Consider the following 25,457-nt stretch of genomic DNA (forward strand, 5'->3'; position numbering starts at 1 on the left):
TTGAGGGTTTTATGAAATAAAAAAATCCTGCTAGTATAGCAGGATAACTCTCAATTAAAAAATGCTCCAACCTTCTTGAGCAGAAAGAAGTTCAAGAATTTTAAAACCAGCGATACTATTTCCGTTTGCATCTAAAGCTGGTCCGAAAATACCAATTCCCATTTCTCCTTTTACGCAGCCGAAAATACCACCAGCTACACCACTTTTGGCTGGAATACCAACACGAATCGCAAATTCACCAGACTCGTTATACATACCGCATGTAACCATAAATGTTTTACAGATTTTTGTAATATGTTTAGGGATAATTTGCTTTTTCTTATATGGATCATAGCCATCCATCGCAAAAATTAAGCCAATACGTGCTAAATCGATACAGTTTACTTCAACTGCACATTGACGAGTGTATAAATCCATAAGTTCTTCGATGTCACAATCGATAATTCCGTTTTGTTTCATATAGTAACAAAGTGAACGGTTTAAGTAAGCTGTCTCTAATTCTGAATTGGCAACTTTAGAAGAATAATTAATAGTAGGATTATCTGTTATTTCACGTACAAAATGAAGGATACGCTCCATTTTTTCTTCATTATCGTTTCCTGTTAACATACTTGTAATAGCTAGTGCCCCTGCATTAATCATTGGATTAAGTGGCTTAGAAGGACTTGTCGTTTCTAACTTAATAATAGAATTAAATGGGTCACCAGTTGGTTCCATTCCAACTTTAGAAAATACATATTCTTCACCACGATCTAAAAGGGCAAGTGCAAGTGTAATTACTTTTGAAATACTTTGAAGAGTAAATAGTGTTTGTGAGTTGCCAGCATGGATGTATTCTGTTTCTTTATGGAAAATGGCAATCCCTAAATCAGCCGGATTTGCATTTCCTAGTTCGGGGATATAAGTAGCAAGCTTTCCTTTTTTCGTATATGGTTTTACTTGTTCTAACAACTGTTGTAAGTTGTTTGTTTCAATGCACTGCATAGTACCAACGCTCCTATTTCGAATTAAATAAGTTTACTTTTCCCGATATGCTCGGAAATAAATAATAACATGAAAAAGTGGAATGATAAAACGAAAGTTACATGTTCTATAGTAGGTATTTCGTTTCGAGTATTCCATATTAAAAAGGAGAATTTTCCTTTTATATAACAGTTTGGAAATAGGAGATTTATCCATAAAAAATTCAAAAATAAAAACTACACATCTATACAACTATATGTTATTATGGTTATGTAAATAGAAAGCGTTTTCTAAGGCGTACTTATAATGATAACGATTTCATAAATTTGATAGGGGGAATTAAAATGTTGCAGTTTCTACAACGTATTGGTAAAGCATTAATGCTTCCAATCGCCGTACTACCAGCAGCAGGATTATTGCTTCGTTTAGGGCAACCAGATGTATTTGATATTCCTGTTATGGCACAGGCCGGTGCAGCAGTTTTTGATAATTTAGCACTTATTTTTGCAATTGGTATTGCAATCGGTCTTTCAGTTGATGGTAGTGGTGCAGCAGGTCTTGCAGGTGCAATTGGTTATCTGGTTATGAAAAACAGTATTGATGCACTTAGTAAGGGATATTCTACTGTAGAATTACAAGATAAATTAGGCAAAGTTCAAGATTTAGTAGGTAATAGCGCTAATGTAGATCCATCTAAGCTTGCAGATACAATGACACAGGTATCTAAGGCAGCCGAATTATCGACTAAAGTGGATATGAAAGTTTTAGGTGGTATTATTGTCGGTGTTATAGCAGGACTTCTTTATAATAAATTCCATAAGATTAAACTTCCAGAATGGTTAGGGTTCTTTGCTGGAAAACGTTTCGTTCCGATTGTTACATCGGTTGTGATGTTACTATTAGGAATTCTATTCGCACAAATTTGGCCGGCAATTCAAAATGCTATCGATGCATTAGCTCATGGAATTGTTAATTTAGGGGCAGTTGGTTCAGGTCTATTTGGTTTATTAAACCGTCTATTGATTCCAATCGGTTTACACCACGTAATGAACACATACTTCTGGTTTGTACTTGGTGACTTTACAAATGCAGCAGGTAATGTTGTAAATGGTGATATTGCTCGCTTCCTTGCAGGAGATAAAACAGCGGGTATGTTTATGACTGGTTTCTTCCCAGTTATGATGTTCGGTTTACCAGCAGCATGTTTCGCAATGATTGCGGCTGCTAAACCAGAAAACCGTAAAATGGTTACAGGTATGTTAGGTGGTCTAGCATTAACGTCATTCTTAACTGGTATTACAGAACCAATTGAATTCTCATTCATGTTCTTATCACCAGTATTATATGGTATTCATGCTGTATTAACAGGTCTGTCTCTATTCATTACAACAACACTCGGCATTCACGATGGTTTCACATTTAGTGCCGGTGCAATCGATTACTTCTTAAACTTCGGTATTGCAACAAAACCAGTATTACTCGCGGGAGTCGGTTTAATTTACGCAGTAATTTATTTCGTTGTATTCTACTTCTTAATTAAGAAGTTCGACCTGAAAACGCCTGGTCGTGAAGATGAAGAGGAACTAGCTGAAGGTGAAGAAGCTCCAGTTGCAGGTTCAATTGGTGAAACTTACGTAGCAGCTTTAGGTGGAAAAGAAAACTTAACAGTTATTGATAACTGTGCAACACGTCTACGCTTACAAGTGAAAGATGCTGGTCAAGTAAACGAAGCAGCATTAAAACGTGCTGGTGCAAAAGGTGTTATGAAATTAAGTAACACGAGTGTCCAAGTTATCGTAGGTACAAATGTTGAATCTGTTGCCGATGATATGAAAAAACACGTATAAATAATGAGATAAGAGGATATCCCAAAAGATTGATAATATCAATTTTTTTAGAGGATATCCTCTTTTTTTTGTTAACAATTTAACGGGAATCTTACTTTTGTAAATTTTCTTTTTCTTTTTCATACATATAGGTTGGTAATATGTGCAGTGCGTGATAAAGTAGGGATGACGTCGAATGGAATGTCAAAAATCTATGAAAAAGATCCGGAATGAATCTTGTGTAGTGGAATTAAATTATCGGTAAATAAGGGGAAAAAAGCAATCATGGATCAGGAAAAAAATAATGCGAATGGGAAAGCACGTCGGCCGATTGTATACATAAAAAGAACAATCATTCTCGTCTTACTATTTTCAGTTGTATATTTCATGTATACAAAAATTGTTGCGCATAATAAGAAAGAAGAAACTTTAAAAGCAGCGGCAGAAATGAAGAAACAAGAAGAGCTAAAAAAGAAAGAAGAAAAGAAGAAGCAAGAAGCACAAAAACAAAAAGAGCAGGAAGAACAAGTAAAGCAAGTACAAGCTGTGGAGAAGCCTGCTGAGGGACCACCTCAAGAAATTAATGAAAACGCTCAATTAGATCAATATTTACAAAACGTAGGATTTAGCGGGACAGCTGTTATTGTGAAGAACGGAAAAGTTCTTTTGAATAAAGGATACGGTATGGCGAACAAAGAGAAACAAGTACCGAATAATTCAGAGACAACTTTTTATATTGGTTCTATTTCAAAGGCATTTGTAGCGACTGCTATTATGCAATTAAAGGATCAAAATAAATTAAACGTAGAGGATACGGTTGCAAAGTATATTCCAGATTTCCCTCAAGGTAATGGTATTCAGTTAAAACATTTACTAACACATACATCAGGAATTCCAGAGTATGAGCAGGGAACAGAGGATATTTCTCATGAAGAATTGATAAAACGAATAGGAAAGCAAAAGCGTGTTGGGGGTCCAGGAGAGAAATGGAAGTATTCCGATTCGAACTATTCGATACTTGCCTACATCGCTGAGAAGGTAAGTGGACAACCGTTAGAAGAATATATTAAACAACATATTTTTACTACTGCGGGTATGAAGCAGTCTGGTTTCGGCAAAGCGTTAGAGCAAACAAGGTTTCCATCGACAGGTTATAAAATAGTAAATAACAATATGACAACACCTAATATTCCAAGTATGTCACAACTATATGGTTGTGGTGATATATATACAAGTGCACATGATTTATATTTATTTAATGAAGCACTCTTCTCTGGAAAGTTAATTTCAAAAGAGAGCTATGATCAAATGTTTACAGGCGGAAAAAAAGATTACGGATTTGGTTGGTATGTAGACCCGGGCAGTTATTCAAATCACGGTGTAATGCCAGGATGGAATTGCTTAAATGGATTTAGTAAAAACGGAAGTGTGTATGTCGTTTTATTATCTAATATTCAAAACAACATTAAATCGTTTGGTAAAGTGAATAACGACATTTTTACGATGTTGCGAAATATTGAAGTGTAAGAGGCTATCCTATTGGATGGTCTTTTTTTATTGAGGAGGTGTATGTGCAATGAGATAATGAAAAAAATGGAAAAGAGGGAAGGGGTATGAGTATACATAAGCATCACGCACGTAATGCAAAACGCATTTTTTTTGTATCTGTCATCGTATGGATTATCATCGCAATTGGATTAGCGGTGGAATATAAAAAAGGGGTGCTATTCACTTCGGAGAAAGAAAATCTAAAATTAATAGGTGTTGTACTACCAGCATTTGGATTATTAATATATAGTTTTATGGAAAAACGAAGGTCAAAAATGCTTAAACAGGAAAATTATAATATAGAGACTTCTGAATTATTTGAGCAAAAAAAATTTGTTGTTCGCAAAGAGGTAGGGGTATTTCAAGTAATAACGTACTTTGGATTAGATGGCAGTGCAGTAGGATTTTTAAAAGAAGAGTATGATTTGGTTATTCAACGTGTATGGCAAGCAGTACTTTCATTTCTTTTTAAGGGACTACATAAGCAACAATTTTATTTATATAATCATTTGGGAGAAAGGTTGTTGCGTGTTCAAAAGGAGAAGGGATTACGCAATTTCTATACTTTTTCTAATGTAGATGGAAAGAAAATTGGAGAGTTGAAACAAGTACTAAGTTTAACAAAGTGGGAATGGATCTTTTTAGGGGTGAATGGTAAAGAATTTGGTAAAGTGACTGGGGACCTTTCAGCAACAATGCAGAAAATAGATTGGCGAGATGGAACGCATATTGATGTAAAAGAAGATGGTATTCCTTTAGAAGCTGTTAAGTATTTCTCGGCAAGTGGTGGTTCACTTGTTACAGCTTCTATAAGTGAACAGGCAGAATTACCACGAGTGGTTTATTATGGTGTAGCTGCTATTGTTACAATTAAAAATTAAAATATATATAAAGATAGATGGGATACCATCTATCTTTTTTATGTGACTAGAAAAGATTGTTTCTTTGAAAAATGTATGCCTTACCTATCACAAAAAAAGCCTGATTTGTATACATTAAGATGTATGGATGTAATTTTTAAACTTTAAAAAATAATAGGAGGAGAAGTATATGTGTCTGTTCGGTAAGTATTGGAAAAAGTTATCGAGATTGTTTAATAGGCAATTAGATTATTTTTTAGACAATAAGCTATTGCCCGCTGTGGAAAGACTTTTATTTTCACAAAACTTCGCGAGATTTATTCAAAGAAACTCTAAGCAAGCTACGGAAGAATTTATTGAATCAAGTAGATTTCAATCTATTATTTGTAACATATTAAAAGAATGTAATACATCACCGTTCAAAGAAATTGCACAGCAATATTTAGGTAAAAACGTCGAAATTACTGTGACGGTTGGACAGCTAACGGGTGTGATTGTAGCAGTTGGTGATGATTTCTTAACACTGCAAGAAGGAATAGGAACAGAAGTTTTATTACCATTTACAAGTATTATATCAATTAAAGAAGCGTAAGAAAGGAGACTTATATATGTTATTTACTGATGAATTGCGTAACCATGTTGGTGAGTTAGTGCAAGTTGTGACAGCTGTAGAAATTGTTGCAGGTATTCTGTTATCTGTGACAGACGGGGCAGTAAGTGTTCGTACTTCTCCTTCTTATGGACCACCGGAAGATGTAGTGGTACGTATTCCTATTATTTCTTATGTTCGCTTGGAAGGGTAAGAGTGATACAAGTATGAGAGTATCAGTTGTTATTCCAGTGCATAATGAAGCGAGTACTTTATCACAAGTTTTAGTAGAAGTGGAGAAGCTGAAGCCATATGAAATTATCGTAGTAGATAATGGATCGACAGATGGGACGAAAGAAATAGCGTTACGACATCATTGCCAAGTAATTTATTATCAATGCTCTCTTGGCAATGATGTTGGACGGGCAATTGGAGCAAGAGAAGCGCAAGGTGACATTGTTTTGTTTTTAGATGGTGACATTGTCATTGATAGTAAAGAGCTGCAACGTTTCGTAAAAGGAATTCAGCAAGGCCACCAAATTGTTGTGAATAATTTAACATGGTCTGTTTATTTAAAGATGAGACCGCATTATACGACGGTTGGGAAATTTATGCTAAATCGTTATTTGAATAAAAAAGAGCTTGTTGTTGGATCTTTAATCGCAATTCCACATGCAATGAGTAGGGAAGTTATTCAGAAATTTGGTTGGTGGAATTTAGCAGATCCAGCACTGTTTCAAGCGATGGCGATGTCTAGAGGAGTAGATATTGTCGATATGGCTTCGGTCGATGTTATTCATACAAATAAAGTGCGTCCTGTTCATACTGGTACATCACCCGATTCGCCTTATCCGAAAGCGACTAGTCGTATTATGGGAGATCATTTACGTGCTTTGCAATACGTAATCGAAATATATGGTAAGCGTGGTGGTTTTTCGGAAGGAAATAGGGATAGAGGGTTTATAGGAAAGTATAAACCAGTTGTATTACAAAAGAAAAAAGCGAAATATAGTGCCATTATCCCCGTATCAGAAGAGAAAATGACTATAAGATTTGTTATACAAGAAGTAAAAAAAGCAGGTGTAGATGAAATTATAGTGGTTGCGAATGGAGCTGATATTGAGACAATTAAACAAGCAAAGTTAGAGAATGTGATCGTTATTGAATTCGAGGAAGCTCTCGGGCATAATGTGGCCCGAGCGATAGGCGCTATGCATGCCACGGCCGATATTTGTTTATTTGTCGATGGTGATTTTGTTATTCCGGGGAAAAAACTAATTCCCTTTTTACATGCTATTGAAGATGGATACGATGTGGCATTAAATGATTTACAGTGTTTATTAGATATGTTTCATCCGGCAGACCCAATTAGTATGGGGAAATATTTTGTGAATTTAGTAGCAAAACGACCAGATTTATGGAATAACTCATTAACAGCAGTACCACATGCTATGCATAAAAAGGTAATAGAACAAATAGGATATGACTCTCTCGTTATTCCGCCATTAGCTCAAATGAAAGCTATTTTGGAGGGATTTTCTATTACAGCGGTAGAATTTGTAGATGTAATAAAAACAAATCGAGTACGCCCAGAGCAACATGGATTTGTAAATGGGCGTATTCCAGCATTTGACCGTATTTTTGGTGATCAACTTGAGGCAATTGCATATTTATTACAATCCACAGACGAACGCGGGAGTTTTACAGATGGAGAGCGGGATAGAAATATAATTCAACAATTGAGAAAGGAAGAAGAGAATACAGATGAATGTTAGTAGTACAGTTGCCATTATCGGATTAGGATATGTTGGCCTTCCTTTGGCAGTCCATTTTGCAGAGAGAGGACATACAGTACTTGGATTAGATAAAGATACTAGAAAAATAGAATCAATTATAAAAGGAGAAAGTTATATTCCGGATGTTTCTTCTAAATTGTTACAAAGTTTATTGGCTAAAAAAAAATTAATAGTAAATACACCGGATCAAGGTATTGCTGATTTTCAAAATAGTGATTATGTTATTGTCACTGTCCCGACTCCAATTAATGAACAAAGAGAACCAGACTTAAGTGCCCTCATTTCAGCTTCGCATTATATACAACAAAACCTTCAAAAAGGACAAACCTTCATTTTCGAAAGCTCCACATATCCAGGTACGCTCGAGGAAGTTATTATTCCGATTGTTTCTCAAGGCGGCCAAAAGGTAGGAGAAGATTTCTATATCGGATATTCTCCTGAGAGAATTGATCCAGCAAATAGTCAATATTCCGTTCAGGATATTCCAAAGGTTATTAGTGGACAAACTGAACAGTGCAAACAAAAAGTACAGGATTTATATAGCACGATCTTCGATGTAGTCGTTCCTGTTAGCTCTCCAAAAGTAGCGGAAATGTGTAAGTTATTTGAAAATATTCAGCGCCTAGTCAATATTTCATTAGTAAATGAGTTAAACACACTATGTGAAAGTTTAGGAATTGATTTTTATGAGGCGCTTGAAGCTGCATCTACAAAACCGTTTGGATTTACCCCATATTGGCCAGGACCAGGAATAGGGGGACATTGTATTCCAGTAGATCCTTTATATTTCCAATGGAGAATAAAAAAGAATGGGACAATTAGTCAATTAATTGAAGCAGCACATGTGATTAATGAAGAAATGCCAGAGAAAATAGTCCGGAAAGTAAAAGGCGTGGTGCAATCACCTGCATCAGTTTTAATTGTAGGAATTGCGTATAAGAAAGATGTAAATGATTTGAGAGAATCACCAGCTTTACCAATTATTGAATTGTTAATAAAAGAAGGATATGAGATAGAGTATCACGATCCATATATTTCTTCTGCAAAATTCGGAGATAAGGTGTACCAATCGGTTTCTTTGGATGAACAAGTCATTAAACAAGCGGGCTGTATTTTAATTTTAACTGATCACTCTAATATCGATTGGAAGCTTTTTAAAGGAATGAAGCGAGTAATAGATACACGTGGAATTATAAAGAAGGTGAGTGTATGAGTAAGAAATGTTTAATTACAGGTGGAGCAGGCTTCATTGGATCGCATCTAGCTGAAGAATTGGTGGAAAGAGGAAATGAAGTCACGATTGTGGATAACTTCTATAAAGGGAAAAATAAATATCATGATGAGTTAATGAAAGAAATTCGGGTTATTCCAATAAGCGTTTTAGATAAAAACTCTATTTATGAATTAGTAAATCAACATGATGTAGTGTTTCATTTAGCAGCAATTTTAGGTGTGAAAACGACAATGGAAAAGAGTATAGAGCTTATCGAAACGAATTTTGATGGAACGAGAAACATTTTACAAGCAGCGCTAAAAGGAAAGAAAAAAGTAGTCTTTGCGTCTACTTCAGAAGTATATGGTAAGGCAAAGCCACCTTTCTCTGAAGAGGGGGATCGATTATACGGGGCAACTTCTAAAATACGTTGGAGTTATGCAGTGTGTAAAACGTTAGAAGAAACATTATGTTTAGGCTACGCATTAGAAGGTTTACCGGTAACGATTGTTCGTTATTTTAATATTTATGGTCCAAGAGCGAAAGATGGTCCGTATGCAGGGGTAATCCCACGATTTATCAGTGCGGCCCTGCAAGGAGAAGACATTCTCGTATATGGAGATGGAAAGCAGACACGTTGCTTTACGTATGTAAGTGATGCGGTAGAGGCAACGATTCGAGCAATGGATGAGAAGGTAAATGGTGAGATTATTAATATAGGTTCTGAGAACGAAAAGAGTATAAAAGAAGTAGCAGAAGTAATTAAAAAGCTAACGAAATCTTCTTCAAAGATTGTCCAAGTTCCTTTCGAAGAGGTATACCCACATGGCTTTGAAGAAATTCCAAATAGAAGACCAGATGTAACGAAATTAAAAGAACTTGTGCAGTTTCAAGCGACAGTAACGTGGGAACAAGGATTGAAAGAAACTATTAAATGGTTTCGTGAAGAAAACAATGGCTAAGTCGCTGTCGGTTATTATACCTGTATGTAATGAAGCGGATACGATTTCAGACGTTATTCAATCGGTAAAAGGATTAAATCCAGTAGAGGTTATTGTAGTAGCAAACGGTTGTAATGATGGTACAGAAGAGGTTGCTGGTCGTTTAGGGTGTAAAGTAATCAAGCATACAGAGCTACTAGGGAACGATGTTGGACGTGCAGTCGGCGCAAAACACGCGATAGGTGATGTACTACTATTTATAGATGGAGATTTTGCTATTCAAACTTCAAAATTACAATTATTCCTGAATCCAATTTTACATGATCAGGCCGACATCGTTTTAAATAATTTGGACGCATTATTTTTAAAGAAACAAAAACCACACTCTGTAACAGTATGGCGCCAAATATTAAATGCAATGTTAGAGCGTGAAGAGTTAAAAATTGATTCTTTATTATCTGTACCTCATGCGTTGACGAAAGAAGTTGTTCAAAGCATGGGATATGAATGTTTTGTTAATCCTATTGTCGCTCATTTACGCCTAGTACAAAGCAAATGGAGAATTAGTCGTCATTGTGCAATTGACGTTATTACACCGAATAAATTTCGGCCGGCCGAGCATGCTGCGTATGGCACAGGTCTTTCTCAATCTGAAAAACGGATGATAGGTGATCATATAGAAGCTGTAGCGGAGCGAATAGTAGGCAGTGGTGAGCGCGGAGGGTATTATGATGGAAATAGGAAAAGAGAGTGTGTCTATCATACTTTAAGTTTCGAAGATTTTTATCAAGGATGGGGCGTTACATCTAAGTTGTATAAAGGAAAACAATTATCGGTCATTATTCCTGTACAAGATGAAGAGAAAACAATTGGAAACGTTATAGATGAGCTTCGCAAAATTGAACCTTTTGAAATTATCGTTGTTGTAAATGGTTCGTCTGATAAAACAGCAACGATTGCAAAAGACAAGGGAGCAACAACAATTGTATATGAAGAAGCACTTGGAAACGATGTAGGGCGTTCACTTGGAACTTATTTTGCAAAAGGAGAAATTGTATTATTTATAGACGGTGACTTTGTTATTCCAGCTAGGGAATTATATCCTTTCGCAAAAGCTATTGCAGATGGAATGGATGTCGCATTAAATGATCTAAATCATTATTTAGATTTAAGAGTACCGCTTCATCTTGTAACTGCATTTAAATATGCATTAAATTTAGCTTGTGATAGAAAAGATCTAGGAGTAGGCTCTCTTATTGCAGTACCTAATGCATTCAGTCATAAGTGTTTGAAAGAAATCGGGTATAGATCTTTGCTGTCACCTTGTGTAGCGCAAGTGAAAGCAATTCTGTCAGGATTCGAGATTGCATGTGTAAGTCGCGTAGAGGTCGATAAGATGAATCGCATTCGTCCCAGTGAACATTTTGCAAAAATAGGTCATCCTCCAGCTGTCTTGCGAATTATAGGTGATCATATAGAAGGATTAGAGCAATTAATTGTATTAGAAGGCAGTCGTGGTGGATTCTATGATGGGAATAGAAAAAGAGATGTTTTAGAGTAGTAACAAAAAAGTGTACAACATATGTACACTTTTTTGTTCTGCTATAAAAACTATAACAGATTAGGAGAAAAGAGTATTACAGCTCTACAATGGGTATTGTTCTTATATTACAAAATAGGACTCGTATATAAGGATACCAAAAAAATACAATTAAGGAAAGGGTTAATTATAAAGACTTTTAAGTGAAGTTAACACTATGCACATAGTAGTTTGCTCAACATTTCACAAACATGTCACAACTATTTCGTTCACTTTCGCAAAAAAGTAGTATTCTAAGTGTGTAAGCTGTTATATAAAAAATCTTAGTCCTGTACTAATCAAAAATGGAGGAGATTAGGATGACTCAAGTATTAGAAAATGTTAAAAACGCATGGGAAAACTTTAAAGGTGAAAAATGGAAAGCAGAGATTGATGTTCGCGATTTCATTTTAAATAATGTAAACGTTTTCGAAGGAGATGAATCTTTCTTAGCGGGAGCAACTGAAGCAACGAAACAACTTTGGGATCAAGTAATGGATTTAACAACGAAAGAACGTGAAAACGGTGGCGTTCTTGATATGGATACAAAAATTGTTTCTTCTATTACATCACATGAACCAGGATATTTAAATAAAGATATTGAAAAAGTAGTCGGTTTCCAAACTGAAAAACCATTTAAACGTTCTTTACAACCATATGGTGGTATTCGTATGGCGGAACAAGCTTGTGAATCTTATGGATACGAAATGGATAAAGAACTTAGTCGTATTTTTAGAGATTGGAGAAAAACGCATAATCAAGGTGTATTTGATGCATATACACCAGAAATGAAAGCGGCTCGTAAATCAGGTGTAATTACTGGTCTTCCAGATGCATACGGACGTGGACGTATTATTGGTGACTACCGACGCGTAGCATTATATGGTATTGATCATTTAATTGAAGTGAAAAAAGCTGATTTGAATTTAACTGGCGGTGTAATGAGCGAAGATACAATGCGTTTACGCGAAGAGTTATCTGAGCAAATGCGTGCACTTCAAGAGTTAAAACAAATGGCTGCTTCTCATGGCTTTGATATTTCTAAGCCTGCAACAAATACACAAGAAGCATTCCAATGGTTATACTTCGCATATCTAGCAGCGATTAAAGAGCAAAATGGAGCTGCAATGAGTCTTGGACGTACTTCTACATTCTTAGATATTTATATTGAAAGAGATTTAGCAAATGGTACTTTAACAGAAGAAGAAGTACAAGAAATTGTGGATCACTTCATTATGAAGTTACGTCTTGTGAAATTTGCAAGAACACCTGATTATAATGAATTATTCTCTGGTGACCCAACTTGGGTAACTGAGTCTATCGGTGGTATGGCATTAGATGGTCGTCCATTAGTAACAAAGAACTCATTCCGTTTCTTGCATACATTAGATAATTTAGGACCAGCTCCAGAACCAAACTTAACAGTTCTTTGGTCTAAACAATTACCACAGAACTTTAAAAACTACTGTGCGAAAATGTCTATTAAAACATCAGCAATTCAATATGAAAATGATGACATTATGCGTGCTGACTACGGCGATGACTACGGAATTGCTTGTTGTGTATCTGCAATGAGAATTGGTAAACAAATGCAGTTCTTCGGCGCACGTGCAAACTTAGCAAAAGCATTACTTTATGCGATTAACGGTGGTAAAGATGAAAAATCTAAAGCACAAGTTGGTCCTGAGTACGCACCGATTACTTCTGAAGTATTAGATTACGAAGAAGTAATGCGTAAGTTTGATATGACAATGGAATGGTTAGCAGGTCTATATTTAAACACATTAAATGTTATTCATTACATGCATGATAAATATAGCTACGAACGTATTGAAATGGCACTTCATGATACAAATGTTCTTCGTACAATGGCAACAGGTATCGCGGGTCTATCTGTAGTAGCAGACTCTTTAAGTGCAATTAAACACGCAAAAGTAAAACCAATTCGTGATGAAAACGGTATTGCAGTTGACTTTGAAATCGAAGGGGATTTCCCTAAATACGGTAACAATGATGACCGTGTAGATGAAATCGCTGTAAATCTTGTAAAAACATTTATGAATAAACTTCGTAAACATAAAACATACAGAAATTCTGTTCATACAATGTCGATCTTAACAATTACATCTAACGTTGTATACGGTAAGAAAACTGGTAACACTCCAGATGGTCGCCGTACTGGAGAACCATTTGCACCAGGTGCGAACCCAATGCATGGTCGTGATACAAAAGGTGCGTTAGCTTCATTATTATCTGTAGCTAAATTACCATATGAAGATGCGCAAGATGGTATTTCTAATACATTCTCTATTATTCCAAAAGCACTTGGTAAAGAAGATGATGTACAAGTACGTAACTTAGTATCAATGCTTGATGGTTATGCAGTAAAAGAAGGCCATCACTTAAATATTAACGTATTTAATCGTGAAACATTAATGGATGCGATGGAACATCCTGAGAAATATCCACAATTAACAATTCGCGTATCTGGTTACGCTGTAAACTTTATTAAATTAACTCGTGAACAACAAATCGATGTAATTAATCGTACAATGCATGAAAGTATGTAAGTGAAAAAGTGTCCCTCTGCTTTTTATAAATAGCAGAGGGAGGCTGCTTCAATAAAGGAGGAAGTAACATGATAAAAGGAAGAATTCATTCTGTAGAGTCTTGTGGTACTGTTGATGGCCCAGGAATTCGTTATGTCATATTTACACAAGGGTGTTTATTACGTTGTCAATACTGTCATAATGCTGATACGTGGGAGATCGGTAAAGGAAAAGAAATAACAGTTGAAGAAGTAATGCAGGATGTGACATGTTACCTTCCTTTTATTGAAGCTTCTGGAGGCGGTATAACAGTTAGTGGTGGTGAACCATTATTACAGCTAGATTTCTTAATTGAATTATTTAAGAAATGTAAGGAAGTTGGAATCCATACAACAATTGATTCTTCGGGTGGGTGTTATTCTGAAGAACCAGAATTCCAAAATAAGCTAGATATTTTAATGGATTACACAGATTTAGTTTTATTGGATTTGAAACATATTGATTCAAAGAAACACCGTAAATTAACAGGGAAACCAAATGAACATATTTTACAATTTGCTCGTTATTTATCGGATAAAAATAAACCAATTTGGGTAAGACACGTATTAGTTCCTGGTGTTACGGATAATGAAGAGGATCTACAAAAATTATCTAGTTTTATTCAAAGTCTGTCTAATGTTCAGAAAGTTGAAGTGCTACCATACCATAAGCTTGGTGTATATAAATGGGAGGCACTTGGACATAAGTATCCACTTGCGAATGTAGAACCACCTACTGAAAAAAAGGTAGAACAAGCAAGACATATTTTACAAGCAGTCTAATCCAAATATTGGATTAGACTTTTTGCTTTCTTTACAATAAAACCTAGAGTATATATATTGAAAAGAGTATACTGAAAATAGAATATCCATATTTTTGTAAGGAATAAGTGGAGAAATTTACATAATTGTAAAGGGAAATCAAAATAGTAAAAAGAATTAAGAAGTAAAAGAGTGAGTATCATGGAATAGAGAACATTTGTAAGTTATTGCGAAAGCTCTTATAGGAAAGTATAATGTAAAGATATGAGCACAGATAGGATTAAGGGGTCAATCTTATATGCTTTGCATATCCACGACAGGTACATAGCTGAAAGAGAAGTATTAGAATCTGTTTATGTAATTTTTAAGGAAAATGTTTTTCCTATTGTCGTATATGCAATATGGAGAAACAATAAGCTAGGAGTGGATTTGTTTGATAAAAAACCCCAAGGTTTTAATATTAACTGCACATTACGGTAATGGTCATGTGCAAGTAGCGAAAACATTAGAACAAACATTTCGCCAAAAAGGAATTAAAGATGTAATTGTATGCGATTTGTTCGGTGAATCACATCCAGTTATAACCGATATTACAAAATATTTATATTTAAAAAGTTATACAATAGGAAAAGAATTATACCGCTTGTTTTATTATGGCGTAGAAAAAATTTATGATAAAAAAATAGCATCTTGGTATGCGAACTTTGGAAGAAAACGTTTGAAATTACTTTTACAAGCAGAGAAACCGGATATTGTTATTAATACTTTTCCGATAATAGCTGTACCAGAGTTAAAAAAGCAAACAGGTATTTCAATTCCTGTGTATAACGTATTAACGGATTTTTGTGTGCACAAAATATGGATTCATCGGGAAGTAGATCGTTATTTTGTAGCAACAGATCACGTAAAAAAAATTATGATTGATATTGGTGTGCCCGCGGAGCAAATTGTTGAAACTGGAATTCCGATTCGGAGTAGTTTTGAGCTGAAGATTAATCCAGACATTATATATAATAAATATCAGTTATGTAAAAATAAAAAGATTTTACTAATTGTAGCAGGTGCTCATGGGGTATTAGGAAGTGTAAAAGAACTATGCCAATCATTTATGTCATTACCTGATTTACAAGTAGTTGTCGTTTGTGGAAAGAATGAAGCGTTAAAACAGGATTTATTAGGAGTACAGGAAAAAAATCCTGATGCATTAAAAGTATTTGGTTATGTTGAAAATATTGATGAATTATTCCGTGTTACTTCTTGTATGATTACGAAGCCAGGCGGTATTACGTTAAGTGAAGCGGCAGCATTGCAAGTACCTGTCATTTTATATAAGCCTGTTCCAGGACAAGAAAATGAAAATGCGATGTACTTTGAAAGAAAAGGAGCTGCAGTTGTCATTCGTGATGATAGTGAGGTTTTTGCGAAGACAGAGGCGTTATTACAAGATGATATGAAGCTTCTTCAAATGAAAGAAGCGATGAAAAGCATTTATCGTCCGGAGCCAGCTGGTCATATTGTGGATACAATTTTGGCAGAAAATCATGTAGAACCGAATCATATACCTATTAAATCACCTGCTCTTGCACAATTATTTACTTAATATGAAACCCTCTCTTATATGTTTAAAGAGGGTTCTTTATTGTTTTATAAGATAAAGTAGTAACTTATCCACATGAAGATTACGCTTTCATTAAACAGTAAAGTCGAAATATTAACAACTATATCCACATTGTCCACAATTTTTAGAAAACTATCCACAATTCTAACATTTACTATGTGTTACAACATATAAACTTGTGAAGGGTTTGTTGAATTTATTCACAATTCTATAAATTGTGTGGATAACGTTATCCACACAAAAAAGGTTCCTTATTTATAAGGAACCTTTTTTGTCTATTCTATCACGTAGAAAAAATATGTAATGAGAATGAATAATTAGGGGGGAAAACTTCTAATTATTCATTCTCACTTTAAATACTTTTCGAGCGATAACCCGCTGCGCGATCTGCTTTGCGAAATTCTCGTTGGTAGAGAACTTCTTGTGTACTAGATAATGTATTTTTTGCTTTGTCACGTTTCTTTTTATCCATTACAAATCACCTCGTGTCCTAAAGTCACTATCTATCGTTTCCAAAGACATGGGGTGATATACGTATATGGCAAAATGTTAATGATTAATTATTTTTTCTAAAAATTTAGATTATGCTTCTTTTAATTGGTGAACATCTTGGAACGTTGTATCGCGCATTGTAGCAAGTGTATATTGATCTTTTGGAATTTCATATAAGTTATATACTTCTTCATTTGCGTTAATTTCATCATAAACGGCTTTTCTTGTTTCGTTTGCTAGATTTACATATTGTAGTTTTTCGGCAGCTTTAATAGAACGAATATTTATTTTACGAATACGCATAAAGATTGTTTCAATATCTAATTCATAGAAAAGTTCGCTAAAAAATGAATCTTTCGCCAATTTATTATAGCCTTTTCCATGATATGGTTTGCCAAGCCATGTTCCGAGAAATCCGGCTTTTTCTTGCACATCAAATAAAGTAATTGTTCCGATAGGGTTACCCCATTCATCTAGAATTGTGCGTGAAATTAATTCCCCACGCTCTTCAGCTTCAATCGTTTGTTTCGTTAAAAATAAATACTCCTCATAAGAATAAGCCTTTTGACGCACAAAAGGGAAGACAGCTGGGTCCACCATTAACTCGTATAGAACGTGGCTGTCGTGTAAGTCGCGTTTTTTCAACATACTAACTCCTCCTCACACGAGGGTAGCATGACGAAAAAACACCCCACCCTCGAAATTTTTATATCAATCTTTAAAAAATTTCGGGGTGGGAATCGAACCCACTAGAACCAGTTTCTAACGCTGGTGGCGCACCATTTGCCTTCCCCATTCATCAATTTGAAAATGATAATCACGACACAAATTGATTATGGTTTCATTCAGTTTATAATCGTATAATACTTTATCTAGTCAAAAAAATAAACTAGTTTTTTTTATTTTTTTTGTAAATTATTTTTCCGTCAATCATGGTTAGTACAGGCTTGGCTAAATAATGGAAAGGATGATGAGTCCATAACACGAGATCAGCGTCTTTTCCAACCTCAATGCTTCCAATTCTATTCTCTAAACGTAAATTTCGTGCTGGAAATATAGTGATTCCTTCTAGTGCAGTTTTTTCGTCTAATCCTTCTCTTACTGCGACAGCAGCACAAACATTTAAATATTGAATTGGTGTATAAGGGTGATCTGTTGTTATAGAAACTTCCACTCCATTTTTCGATAATATATGGTAAGTATCCCATGTTTTGTTTTTAAGTTCGATTTTAGAACGGCGTGTAAGAGTGGGGCCAACTGAAACCTTCAAATTGTGTTTCGAAAGCTCTTCAACAATAAAGTGTCCTTCTGTACAATGTTCAATGCGTAAATCGAGATTGAACTCTGTTGCAAAGCGTAGAGCAGAACTAATATCATCTGCTCGATGAGCGTGGATACGTACAGGTATTTCGCGGCGTAATGCTTTTAAGATAGGAAGCATTCGAAAATCAGCTTCATGTCCGTAGTGCTGTGCTTCATAGAATGATTCCCGAAGTAACCCCATAATTCCCATGCGTGTTATGGATTCTTTTGTTCCATTACTATGGACCTTTTTAGGATTTTCTCCAAAGGCAATCTTTAAGCCGGCAGGTTCTTGAATAATCATATGATCAATACAAGTTCCAGCTGTTTTTATAACACAAGTCGTACCACCGATAATGTTTTGACTTCCTGGCATAACGTGAACAGTTGTGATTCCGTTTTGTACAGCATCTTGAAATGCAATATCAAAAGGGTGGATTCCGTCTAAAGAACGGATATGTGGTGTTGAAACTTCAGATGTTTCATTTGCATCATTGCCAGCCCAACCAGTACCTTCATCATAGAGACCAAGATGAGTATGGACATCAATAAATCCAGGTAAAAGATGAAGAGCACGAGCGTCTATAACTGTCATATCTTGAGTGGGTTGAATGGAAGGCTTGACCTCGGCAATTCTTTCTCCTATAACGAGTACATCCCCTTGAAATTTTTGGGATGTAATAGGATAGACAATGGCTTGTTTGAGCAATATTTTCATAGGTACCTCATTTCTGTTACTTTACAATGTTAATGGAATTTAAGGGAAAGTAACTGAAAGGTTATTTGTGTAATAATGCTCCGAATTCTAGAAAATGAAAGTTTTGAAAGGGGGCCCTGTAAAACTGTGTTTTAGAAGTACTACATTGTATGCGAAAGTATATTTTGTAATGCATGGTCTATTGCCGGAAATGTGTATTGATACCCATGTTCAATTGCTTTACTAGGTAATACATGTTGTCCTTCTAGTACAAGTATACTCATCTCACCCAATAAAGTGTGAAGCATAAATGAAGGGACAGGTAACCAATGAGGTTTTTTCATTCTAGTTGCAATGGTTTCTCCAAATTCCTTCATTCTTATAGGTAGGGGAGCTGTGATGTTAAAAGGTCCATCAATTTCTTCTTTGTGTATGATGAAATCAATTAGGCGAACGACATCGTCTATATGAATCCATGATAACCATTGGTTTCCAGATCCAATTGTACCTCCAATATAGAATTGATAGGGGAGTAGCATTTTGGGAAGAGCTCCTCCGTCTGCGCCTAATACAACTCCAAGTCTTGCGTAGATTGTTCGCATTCCAAGAGAACGTGCTTTAGATGCTTCTTGTTCCCATGAATATACTGTATTTGCTAAAAAGTCATTTCCAGGAATCTCATGCTGTTCTGTAAAAGACTCAGTTTCAGACGTTCCATAGTATCCAATAGCACTTGCGTTAATAAATGTATTTGGCTTTGTACCAAGTGTTTGCAATTGTTTAATAAGTCCTTTTGTTGTTTGAATTCGACTGTTTAAAATGGAGTCCTTTTGTTTCTTTGTCCATCTACTATTAATAGACTCTCCAGCTAGATTAATAACTACATCAATAGAAGAGAGGGGGAAGGTTTGTAAATCTGGTGTCCATTGTACATACTGAAGGTTAGGGTGGGAAGTTTCAGTAGTTTTGTTTCGAGTAAGAATGTAAACATTATATCCTTTTTGAATAAAAAAAGTAGAAAGGTATTTACCGATAAAGCCGGTACCACCAGAAATTGCGATTCTCACAATTATTTCCTCCTCATTATATATATTCTTGAAAAGCAAAAACGTTCCTTGACTATGTTAAAATAATAGAGAGGTGAGAGTATGGCTGTCATTACAAAAATAGAAGTGCAAAAACGATCGAAAGAACGGTTTAATATTTATATTGATAAAGGTCAAGGTGAAGAATACGGATTTAGTGTGGATCAAGTAATCTTAATGAAACATGGATTACAAAAAGGGTTAGAAATTGATGAACAAGCGTTAGGAAATATTTTATACAATGAAGAGGTACAAAAAGCATATTTACAAGCAATTTCCTATCTATCCTATCAAATGAGAACAAAAAAAGAAGTAGAAGACTATTTACGAAAAAAAGAAGTGGGACAGGCCGTCATCTCTGAAGTCGTTTCGAAATTATTACATGATCGATATATTAATGATAAAGAGTACGCTGTTTTATATACGCGAACGCAAAGTAATGTGAATCGAAAGGGTCCAACTGTTATTAAAAGAGAGTTATTAAATAAAGGTGTTCAGGATCTAATCATTACACATAGTTTACAAGAATATCCGAAGGAAAAGCAAATTGAGAATGCTTTACTTCTTATAGAAAAGAAGAAAAGGTCTTATCAAAAGCATTCCTTTTTACAAATGAAGCTTAAGTTAGACGAAATGCTTGTTCGTAAAGGATATTCTAGAGATGTAATTCAAATTTGTTTGGAAGAATTGAAAGACGAAAAAGATGACGAACAGCAACAAGAAGCGTTACACTATCATGGGAATAAATATTATGAGAAATATAAGAAGTATGATGGATGGACATTCGAAAATAAGATGAAACAAGCGTTATATCGCAAAGGGTTCTCTATTGATGAGATAGAGATATTTTTGCAGATGAAACGTGAAGAGGGATGAGGGGAATAAGATGAATATGCCAAAACGCTACAGTGAAATGACACCACATGAGCTAAGGGAAGAAATTGGGGTTTTGAAAGAGCAAGCAATAAAGGCAGAGCAGCTTGGTATTGTAAATGAGTTCGATGTATTAATGAGAAAGATGGCAATGGCTCGTGCTTATATGACTGATATAAACAAATTTCATATTGGTGAGACATATGAATTAGTAGAAGAACCTGGTATATTATTTGAAATTACGTATTTCAACGGGGTATTTGCTTGGGGACGTAAGCAAAATGATAATGAAGAGATTGGAATACCGATTTCTTTATTGCAAGAAAAATGAAAACCAGAGAGCGAATATCTCTCTGGTTTTCATTTTTGGTAGGCGTTACAGGAGATAGGAGATTCTAAAATTGGCGTTTTTTACATTCATTCGCCAGTATAATGAGAGACTGGGTTTGTTGCGTCTGTCCGTTAACTTGCGCTTTTGCATGTTTCGGACGAGTCCACGTATGGTTAAATAATTCAGAACGACTATCTAAGCGATCACGGTAGCTCATCTTTATCACCTCGTGTAGGAAGTTAATTTTTTAGGTTGTACCTGAACTATTCTTCCTGCTGATTTGCAGCACGCATACGTTCTTGTGGGTGCGTGTTAATTGTGCCGTTAGGTCGTTTCGAAGCGAAGCGTGATTTCGCTTTCGGCTGACCATCGATTTTGCTGTTGTTTTTTGACTCAGACCAAAATTCGGCTTGTTTACCCATTGCGAACGCCCTCCTCATCATCAGTTGATACCTCTTTAAGAAGTATCACTTATAGAATGTGCAAAATAGAAGAAACTATCCTTTAGAAATTAAGGGAATAAATAGGTAAAAGGAGAATAGAACATGAATGATATTCACGAAACATTAACAAAAGAATTATTAGACAAAAATGACAAACTTTCTTACGCACAAGCTCGTGCGTGGGTTGAACTATTGTGGGAAGACTTTCAAACAACTTATGCTAAATCAGGTCGTTATCAAGGTGATGAAATGACTGAACAAGTGGTACGAACATGGATTAATAATCATGGAGGTCGCCTTCATGAAATGCGTACAAATAATCCGAAATATAGCCATTTAATCAATCAAGAAGATCATTTGAAACATTAAAAAAAGCGACTTAAGTCGCTTTTTTTAATGTGGAAGTAATTCCAGTTTTTTTCGAAGTTTTTCTTCACTAAAAATCCATCCTGTATAGGAACTAATAATATTTAAATTGTGGTCGAGTTGAACGATTGCAACGAATGGATAATAATCTTTACTGCGATAGCGCAAATCAATGAATCGAACTTCGTAATAATGATCATAATCGAAAATGTCCCAGCGATACACAGGGGAGAAAGATAGAAATGCTGAGATGTTTTCATCTTGTTTAGCTGCGCGCATAATAGCATTATCTGGGAACGGTACCCGGTCGAACTTATCATATATCATGATGTTACCACGATGCCATCTAGCAACGTAGTAATAATCAGTTGTAACGATTGCTAAATGATAATGATAAAATCTGTAAGAAGGGGAAATGATTATTTTCTCCACATGATTGAAGCGTTTATATACGACGCTACGTATGTTTCTATGCATCATAATCCGTCCGATATAGTAAATAATCATCAATATATACGCTGCTAAAGCAGTATACCCTTTATGGGAACCTACGAGCATACAAGCAATCGCGAGTAGGTGGATAAAGAAAATGACGGTATCAAATGTATTAATGATGCCGAGTGCTACCCATTTTTTTGTGAAGGGCCGTAACGCCTGGGTACCGTAGGCGTTGAAAATATCTACAAAGACATGAAGAAAGACTGCAATAAATGACCAAAGTAGTAGATGCAAATATGGAGCGTCTGAAAAGAAGGCGAAAGAGATGCCACTTATAAGGAATGACCAAAGAATCACTGCAGGAATGGAGTGAGTAATCCCGCGATGATTTCTTATATATTTAGCGTTATTACGCAATTTTAAAACTGTATCGATGTCAGGAATATTGGAACCGGCAATTGCAGCAAGCATAACTGCTTGTGGCCCAATATCACTTTGTGCTATGGCTGGATCTAACGTTGCCAAACTGCCTAGAGTAACGCCCATAACAAGGTGAGTGGCTGTGTCCATAGAAATCCACCTCCGTTTTTTATTAATGTAACTCTTTTTATTCGATACCTCAAGTCCTTTGCCTTCTATTTCCTATGTCATCTTACTTAAATTTTTTCCTAAAATCTTTATAATAGTACTTATATGCAAAAAAATGAGGGGGATCAAGTTTGACACTTGAAATATTAAATAATTTTAACATAGAGCAGTTTCAAAATGATTTAATTGGTTGGTTTGAAAAAGAGCAACGCGACTTACCGTGGCGTAAAAATAAAGATCCATACCGCGTCTGGGTTTCGGAAATTATGTTGCAGCAAACGAGGGTAGAAGCTGTAAAACCATATTACGCGAATTTTATGGGGAAGTTTCCTACTCTAGAAGCTTTGGCAAACGCTGGTGATGAAGAAGTGTTAAAAGCATGGGAAGGTTTAGGGTATTATTCTAGAGCACGAAATTTACATGCGGCTGTAAAAGAAGTGAAAGAAGTATACGGCGGGATAGTACCGAGTGATGTAAAGAAAATTGAAAAATTAAAAGGAGTTGGCCCATATACAAAAGGTGCTATTTTAAGTATCGCATATGGTATACCAGAGCCGGCAGTTGACGGAAATGTTATGCGTGTATTATCTCGCATTTTATCAGTATGGGATGACATTGCAAAACCGAAAACTAGAAAAGTGTTTGAAGAGATTGTACGTGAAATTATTTCGGCTGAAAATCCATCTTATTTTAATCAAGGTTTGATGGAATTAGGTGCACTAATTTGTATTCCCAAAAATCCATCGTGCTTACTTTGTCCTGTACGTGAACATTGCCGAGGATATGCTGAAGGTGTTCAAAGGGAGTTACCAGTAAAAAGTAAAGCGAAGGCCCCTACAATGGTACCGATTGTTGCAGGGGTACTTCAAACAGAAGATGGTCGTTACGTCATTAATAAACGTCCAAGTACTGGGTTGTTAGCTAACATGTGGGAGTTTCCAAATGCTGAACTTGGGGAAGGGATTCGGAATCAGAAAGAGCAGCTTACAGATTATATGAAAGAAAAATTTGAGCTCTCGATTTCTATTGAAGAATACGCAATGAATGTACAACATACATTTACACATCGCACTTGGGATATATTCGTATTTTACGGAAAAGTAACTGGTGATATTGTTGAAACAGATACATTGAAATTTGTATCGAAAGAAGCATTTGAGCAGTTACCATTCTCGAAATCGCATCGTACGATTTATGAGAATTGCGTTGAGAAAATTACAATGCAATAAAGTGAAACTTTAATCAGTGGGGGTTTTCTTCATCCCCCACTGATTATTAGTTGAACTAATCGGACTTTTATGGGCAGTTGATCCCCCACCTAAATTCTTTGCTTTCGCTGCATTTTGAGGTGGGGGTCTTACTGCCCATTAAAGCGGGATAAATTAAAAAAGTGTTCCCTAGATTGGGAACACTTTTTTAATCGTAAGAAATTTTTGTCCCATGAGTCCAACTAGCTTCACCTTCTTGTAAGCCACCTCTTGATTCAATTTCTACTACAACTTCTTTATAGATACTTTGACCTTCTGCATTTAAATACGGCAAAATCTGTTGTAATGAGTGATGAAAATAAGCTAATTCATCTTCTTTCCATTCATTTTTTGAAATCATCGTTAGCTCAGTCATATCGCGTCCTATATACATACTCCCACCTCCATTTCCTATAGTTTGAATGAGTAATAAGAGATATATGCGGAATTTTTTTAAAAGAAAATTACGGATAGCTTCTAAAGGAATTGGTTACATTATTGGTTGTGGAGGTGAGAAAGATGAGTAAAAAACAACAAGGTTATAACAAGGCAACTTCTGGTGCTAGCATTCAAAGTACAAATGCTAGTTATGGTACAGAGTTCGCGACTGAAACAAATGCACAAGCAGTAAAACAAGCAAACGCACAATCAGAAGCAAAGAAAGCACAAGCTTCCGGTGCACAAAGTGCAAACGCTAGTTATGGTACAGAATTTGCAACTGAAACAGATGTGCATGCTGTGAAAAAACAAAATGCACAATCAGCTGCAAAACAATCACAATCTTCTAGTTCAAATCAGTAATGAAAGAAAAACACTTCTCTAATTCGGGAGAAGTGTTTTCTTTGTGCCTGGGTTATGGTAATGAAAATAAAGTGAACGACATAACTTCTAATAAGTCAACAAATGTAGTCAAAGGAGAAGGGAGTTAAAGATGAGAAATATGTAATGAGGAATAATAACTGATAAATAAGTCCAAAAGGGGGTAAGTAATGAACGACTTTGATAAGTTGGTAGGAGAGCAATTGGAAACGATGGATGAGTTGTTAAAGTTACAAGCTCATCTAGAGAAGTATCAGCAAATTGAAATGAGCGAAAAGGATACGTGCGATAAAAAGGAATTACATTTTATCCGTCAAGAAATATATAGAACAGAATTAGCGTTAAAACTGTTACATGAGAAATTTGAAGAGCAAACAAATAGTGTGATTCAATCTTTTGAAACTGAAAAAATGATTTCGAATTTAGGGTAAGGCATATTGTTACCTTCCGGTGAAAGGCCCTTCTTTAGATAGAAATAAGGAAGGGCTTTTTCT

The 25,457-nt window shown here is 35.5% G+C and carries 27 protein-coding genes and 1 pseudogene; 19 read left to right on the plus strand and 9 right to left on the minus strand.

Features of this window, described 5'->3' with window-relative positions; translation table 11 throughout:
- Window positions 1-54: 54 nt before the first annotated feature.
- Window positions 55-984 carry a glutaminase A gene (glsA, locus tag J0835_RS02525; protein WP_001149843.1) on the minus strand — a complete coding sequence of 310 codons (930 nt, stop codon included), beginning with the start codon at window positions 982-984 and terminating at the stop codon, window positions 55-57.
- Window positions 985-1,053: 69 nt separating this feature from the next.
- On the opposite strand from glsA, the pseudogene J0835_RS02530 reads away from it, so the two are divergent.
- The 13 genes and pseudogenes from J0835_RS02530 to J0835_RS02590 all read left to right on the plus strand — a co-directional run bounded on the left by J0835_RS02530 (window position 1,054) and on the right by J0835_RS02590 (window position 16,264).
- Window positions 1,054-1,166, plus strand: a pseudogene (locus J0835_RS02530) (transcriptional regulator).
- Window positions 1,167-1,307: 141 nt separating this feature from the next.
- Entirely contained in the window at window positions 1,308-2,810 is a 1,503-nt protein-coding gene (gene nagE, locus J0835_RS02535) for an N-acetylglucosamine-specific PTS transporter subunit IIBC (RefSeq protein WP_087979328.1), read from the plus strand.
- A gap of 264 nt (window positions 2,811-3,074) precedes the next feature.
- A complete protein-coding gene (locus tag J0835_RS02540) occupies window positions 3,075-4,316 on the plus strand; it encodes a serine hydrolase domain-containing protein (protein ID WP_333728055.1) in 1,242 nt (413 codons plus the stop codon).
- A gap of 86 nt (window positions 4,317-4,402) precedes the next feature.
- Window positions 4,403-5,218 (plus strand): sugar ABC transporter ATP-binding protein, encoded by an 816-nt coding sequence (locus tag J0835_RS02545; protein WP_087979330.1) that lies wholly within the window; start codon window positions 4,403-4,405, stop codon window positions 5,216-5,218.
- A gap of 169 nt (window positions 5,219-5,387) precedes the next feature.
- On the plus strand, window positions 5,388-5,789 hold the full coding sequence (locus J0835_RS02550; RefSeq protein ID WP_087979331.1) for a DUF2642 domain-containing protein: 402 nt from the start codon (window positions 5,388-5,390) through the stop codon (window positions 5,787-5,789).
- 16 nt (window positions 5,790-5,805) lie between these two features.
- Complete coding sequence (locus J0835_RS02555; RefSeq protein ID WP_002166988.1) at window positions 5,806-6,000, plus strand: hypothetical protein; 195 nt, start codon at window positions 5,806-5,808, stop codon at window positions 5,998-6,000.
- A complete protein-coding gene (locus J0835_RS02560) occupies window positions 5,981-7,561 on the plus strand; it encodes a glycosyltransferase family 2 protein (protein ID WP_140386657.1) in 1,581 nt (526 codons plus the stop codon). The genes J0835_RS02555 and J0835_RS02560 overlap by 20 nt, the downstream gene beginning before the upstream one ends.
- Window positions 7,551-8,795: a nucleotide sugar dehydrogenase gene (locus J0835_RS02565; protein ID WP_087979333.1), complete on the plus strand. Its 1,245-nt coding sequence runs from the start codon at window positions 7,551-7,553 to the stop codon at window positions 8,793-8,795. Before J0835_RS02560 ends, J0835_RS02565 begins: the two co-directional genes overlap by 11 nt.
- The gene (locus tag J0835_RS02570; protein ID WP_087979334.1) at window positions 8,792-9,757 is read left to right on the plus strand and encodes an NAD-dependent epimerase/dehydratase family protein; all 966 of its coding nucleotides are present in this window, start codon (window positions 8,792-8,794) and stop codon (window positions 9,755-9,757) included. Before J0835_RS02565 ends, J0835_RS02570 begins: the two co-directional genes overlap by 4 nt.
- Window positions 9,750-11,297, plus strand: coding sequence for a glycosyltransferase family 2 protein (locus J0835_RS02575; RefSeq protein WP_140386658.1), 1,548 nt, complete (start codon window positions 9,750-9,752; stop codon window positions 11,295-11,297). Before J0835_RS02570 ends, J0835_RS02575 begins: the two co-directional genes overlap by 8 nt.
- Window positions 11,298-11,635: 338 nt before the next feature.
- Window positions 11,636-13,885, plus strand: a complete 2,250-nt coding sequence (pflB, locus tag J0835_RS02580; RefSeq protein ID WP_087979337.1) for a formate C-acetyltransferase — start codon at window positions 11,636-11,638, stop codon at window positions 13,883-13,885.
- A gap of 68 nt (window positions 13,886-13,953) precedes the next feature.
- Window positions 13,954-14,685 (plus strand): pyruvate formate-lyase-activating protein, encoded by a 732-nt coding sequence (gene pflA / locus J0835_RS02585; RefSeq protein WP_048559761.1) that lies wholly within the window; start codon window positions 13,954-13,956, stop codon window positions 14,683-14,685.
- 412 nt (window positions 14,686-15,097) lie between these two features.
- Window positions 15,098-16,264 (plus strand): diglucosyl diacylglycerol synthase, encoded by a 1,167-nt coding sequence (locus tag J0835_RS02590; RefSeq protein WP_087979338.1) that lies wholly within the window; start codon window positions 15,098-15,100, stop codon window positions 16,262-16,264.
- A 370-nt stretch (window positions 16,265-16,634) separates the two neighbouring features.
- Here the strand turns inward: J0835_RS02590 and J0835_RS02595 are convergent, their stop codons facing one another.
- The 4 genes from J0835_RS02595 to J0835_RS02610 all read right to left on the minus strand — a co-directional run bounded on the left by J0835_RS02595 (window position 16,635) and on the right by J0835_RS02610 (window position 19,840).
- On the minus strand, window positions 16,635-16,754 hold the full coding sequence (locus J0835_RS02595; protein ID WP_000358484.1) for a YfhE family protein: 120 nt from the start codon (window positions 16,752-16,754) through the stop codon (window positions 16,635-16,637).
- Window positions 16,755-16,864: 110 nt separating this feature from the next.
- Window positions 16,865-17,422, minus strand: coding sequence for a GNAT family N-acetyltransferase (locus J0835_RS02600; RefSeq protein WP_087979339.1), 558 nt, complete (start codon window positions 17,420-17,422; stop codon window positions 16,865-16,867).
- Between the two features lie 241 nt (window positions 17,423-17,663).
- Window positions 17,664-18,794 (minus strand): amidohydrolase, encoded by a 1,131-nt coding sequence (locus J0835_RS02605; protein WP_087979340.1) that lies wholly within the window; start codon window positions 18,792-18,794, stop codon window positions 17,664-17,666.
- A gap of 140 nt (window positions 18,795-18,934) precedes the next feature.
- Complete coding sequence (locus J0835_RS02610; protein ID WP_087979341.1) at window positions 18,935-19,840, minus strand: TIGR01777 family oxidoreductase; 906 nt, start codon at window positions 19,838-19,840, stop codon at window positions 18,935-18,937.
- Between the two features lie 81 nt (window positions 19,841-19,921).
- Between J0835_RS02610 and recX the strand changes: the two genes are divergently transcribed.
- Together recX and J0835_RS02620 are read left to right on the plus strand one after the other, a co-directional pair.
- The gene (gene recX, locus J0835_RS02615) at window positions 19,922-20,734 is read left to right on the plus strand and encodes a recombination regulator RecX (protein ID WP_000268514.1); all 813 of its coding nucleotides are present in this window, start codon (window positions 19,922-19,924) and stop codon (window positions 20,732-20,734) included.
- A 10-nt stretch (window positions 20,735-20,744) separates the two neighbouring features.
- On the plus strand, window positions 20,745-21,062 hold the full coding sequence (locus J0835_RS02620) for a YfhH family protein (RefSeq protein ID WP_087979342.1): 318 nt from the start codon (window positions 20,745-20,747) through the stop codon (window positions 21,060-21,062).
- A 64-nt stretch (window positions 21,063-21,126) separates the two neighbouring features.
- Here the strand turns inward: J0835_RS02620 and J0835_RS02625 are convergent, their stop codons facing one another.
- Together J0835_RS02625 and J0835_RS02630 are read right to left on the minus strand one after the other, a co-directional pair.
- Window positions 21,127-21,279, minus strand: a complete 153-nt coding sequence (locus tag J0835_RS02625) for a YpzG family protein (RefSeq protein WP_000122093.1) — start codon at window positions 21,277-21,279, stop codon at window positions 21,127-21,129.
- A 46-nt stretch (window positions 21,280-21,325) separates the two neighbouring features.
- Window positions 21,326-21,484 carry a small, acid-soluble spore protein K gene (locus J0835_RS02630; RefSeq protein ID WP_000517891.1) on the minus strand — a complete coding sequence of 53 codons (159 nt, stop codon included), beginning with the start codon at window positions 21,482-21,484 and terminating at the stop codon, window positions 21,326-21,328.
- Window positions 21,485-21,607: 123 nt separating this feature from the next.
- Here J0835_RS02630 and J0835_RS02635 point away from each other — a divergent pair, with 123 nt between their 5' ends.
- Window positions 21,608-21,874, plus strand: a complete 267-nt coding sequence (locus J0835_RS02635; protein ID WP_000997857.1) for a YfhJ family protein — start codon at window positions 21,608-21,610, stop codon at window positions 21,872-21,874.
- A gap of 24 nt (window positions 21,875-21,898) precedes the next feature.
- On the opposite strand, the gene J0835_RS02640 is transcribed toward J0835_RS02635, so the two are convergent.
- Window positions 21,899-22,879 carry a metal-dependent hydrolase gene (locus J0835_RS02640; RefSeq protein WP_087979343.1) on the minus strand — a complete coding sequence of 327 codons (981 nt, stop codon included), beginning with the start codon at window positions 22,877-22,879 and terminating at the stop codon, window positions 21,899-21,901.
- Between the two features lie 149 nt (window positions 22,880-23,028).
- Here J0835_RS02640 and mutY point away from each other — a divergent pair, with 149 nt between their 5' ends.
- Complete coding sequence (gene mutY / locus J0835_RS02645) at window positions 23,029-24,126, plus strand: A/G-specific adenine glycosylase (protein ID WP_087979344.1); 1,098 nt, start codon at window positions 23,029-23,031, stop codon at window positions 24,124-24,126.
- 187 nt (window positions 24,127-24,313) lie between these two features.
- Here the strand turns inward: mutY and J0835_RS02650 are convergent, their stop codons facing one another.
- Window positions 24,314-24,538, minus strand: coding sequence for a hypothetical protein (locus tag J0835_RS02650; RefSeq protein ID WP_140386659.1), 225 nt, complete (start codon window positions 24,536-24,538; stop codon window positions 24,314-24,316).
- Between the two features lie 125 nt (window positions 24,539-24,663).
- Between J0835_RS02650 and J0835_RS02655 the strand changes: the two genes are divergently transcribed.
- Together J0835_RS02655 and J0835_RS02660 are read left to right on the plus strand one after the other, a co-directional pair.
- Window positions 24,664-24,945: a gamma-type small acid-soluble spore protein gene (locus J0835_RS02655; protein ID WP_000039033.1), complete on the plus strand. Its 282-nt coding sequence runs from the start codon at window positions 24,664-24,666 to the stop codon at window positions 24,943-24,945.
- A gap of 188 nt (window positions 24,946-25,133) precedes the next feature.
- Window positions 25,134-25,394 (plus strand): YgaB family protein, encoded by a 261-nt coding sequence (locus tag J0835_RS02660; protein WP_000997582.1) that lies wholly within the window; start codon window positions 25,134-25,136, stop codon window positions 25,392-25,394.
- Window positions 25,395-25,457: the final 63 nt, after the last annotated feature.

This window comes from Bacillus cereus group sp. Sample62, from assembly GCF_036851315.1.
GTDB lineage: Bacteria > Bacillota > Bacilli > Bacillales > Bacillaceae_G > Bacillus_A > Bacillus_A wiedmannii.

Excerpts from the sequence above, each read along its gene's own strand:
- glsA (WP_001149843.1), bottom strand. The coding sequence starts at position 984 with ATGCAGTGCATTGAAACAAACAACTTACAACAGTTGTTAGAACAAGTA.
- nagE (WP_087979328.1), top strand. The coding sequence starts at position 1,308 with ATGTTGCAGTTTCTACAACGTATTGGTAAAGCATTAATGCTTCCAATC.
- J0835_RS02540 (WP_333728055.1), top strand. The coding sequence starts at position 3,075 with ATGGATCAGGAAAAAAATAATGCGAATGGGAAAGCACGTCGGCCGATT.
- J0835_RS02545 (WP_087979330.1), top strand. The coding sequence starts at position 4,403 with ATGAGTATACATAAGCATCACGCACGTAATGCAAAACGCATTTTTTTT.
- J0835_RS02550 (WP_087979331.1), top strand. The coding sequence starts at position 5,388 with ATGTGTCTGTTCGGTAAGTATTGGAAAAAGTTATCGAGATTGTTTAAT.
- J0835_RS02555 (WP_002166988.1), top strand. The coding sequence starts at position 5,806 with ATGTTATTTACTGATGAATTGCGTAACCATGTTGGTGAGTTAGTGCAA.
- J0835_RS02560 (WP_140386657.1), top strand. The coding sequence starts at position 5,981 with ATGTTCGCTTGGAAGGGTAAGAGTGATACAAGTATGAGAGTATCAGTT.
- J0835_RS02565 (WP_087979333.1), top strand. The coding sequence starts at position 7,551 with ATGAATGTTAGTAGTACAGTTGCCATTATCGGATTAGGATATGTTGGC.
- J0835_RS02570 (WP_087979334.1), top strand. The coding sequence starts at position 8,792 with ATGAGTAAGAAATGTTTAATTACAGGTGGAGCAGGCTTCATTGGATCG.
- J0835_RS02575 (WP_140386658.1), top strand. The coding sequence starts at position 9,750 with ATGGCTAAGTCGCTGTCGGTTATTATACCTGTATGTAATGAAGCGGAT.
- pflB (WP_087979337.1), top strand. The coding sequence starts at position 11,636 with ATGACTCAAGTATTAGAAAATGTTAAAAACGCATGGGAAAACTTTAAA.
- pflA (WP_048559761.1), top strand. The coding sequence starts at position 13,954 with ATGATAAAAGGAAGAATTCATTCTGTAGAGTCTTGTGGTACTGTTGAT.
- J0835_RS02595 (WP_000358484.1), bottom strand. The coding sequence starts at position 16,754 with ATGGATAAAAAGAAACGTGACAAAGCAAAAAATACATTATCTAGTACA.
- J0835_RS02600 (WP_087979339.1), bottom strand. The coding sequence starts at position 17,422 with ATGTTGAAAAAACGCGACTTACACGACAGCCACGTTCTATACGAGTTA.
- J0835_RS02605 (WP_087979340.1), bottom strand. The coding sequence starts at position 18,794 with ATGAAAATATTGCTCAAACAAGCCATTGTCTATCCTATTACATCCCAA.
- recX (WP_000268514.1), top strand. The coding sequence starts at position 19,922 with ATGGCTGTCATTACAAAAATAGAAGTGCAAAAACGATCGAAAGAACGG.
- J0835_RS02620 (WP_087979342.1), top strand. The coding sequence starts at position 20,745 with ATGAATATGCCAAAACGCTACAGTGAAATGACACCACATGAGCTAAGG.
- J0835_RS02625 (WP_000122093.1), bottom strand. The coding sequence starts at position 21,279 with ATGAGCTACCGTGATCGCTTAGATAGTCGTTCTGAATTATTTAACCAT.
- J0835_RS02630 (WP_000517891.1), bottom strand. The coding sequence starts at position 21,484 with ATGGGTAAACAAGCCGAATTTTGGTCTGAGTCAAAAAACAACAGCAAA.
- J0835_RS02635 (WP_000997857.1), top strand. The coding sequence starts at position 21,608 with ATGAATGATATTCACGAAACATTAACAAAAGAATTATTAGACAAAAAT.
- J0835_RS02640 (WP_087979343.1), bottom strand. The coding sequence starts at position 22,879 with ATGGACACAGCCACTCACCTTGTTATGGGCGTTACTCTAGGCAGTTTG.
- J0835_RS02650 (WP_140386659.1), bottom strand. The coding sequence starts at position 24,538 with ATGTATATAGGACGCGATATGACTGAGCTAACGATGATTTCAAAAAAT.
- J0835_RS02655 (WP_000039033.1), top strand. The coding sequence starts at position 24,664 with ATGAGTAAAAAACAACAAGGTTATAACAAGGCAACTTCTGGTGCTAGC.
- J0835_RS02660 (WP_000997582.1), top strand. The coding sequence starts at position 25,134 with ATGAACGACTTTGATAAGTTGGTAGGAGAGCAATTGGAAACGATGGAT.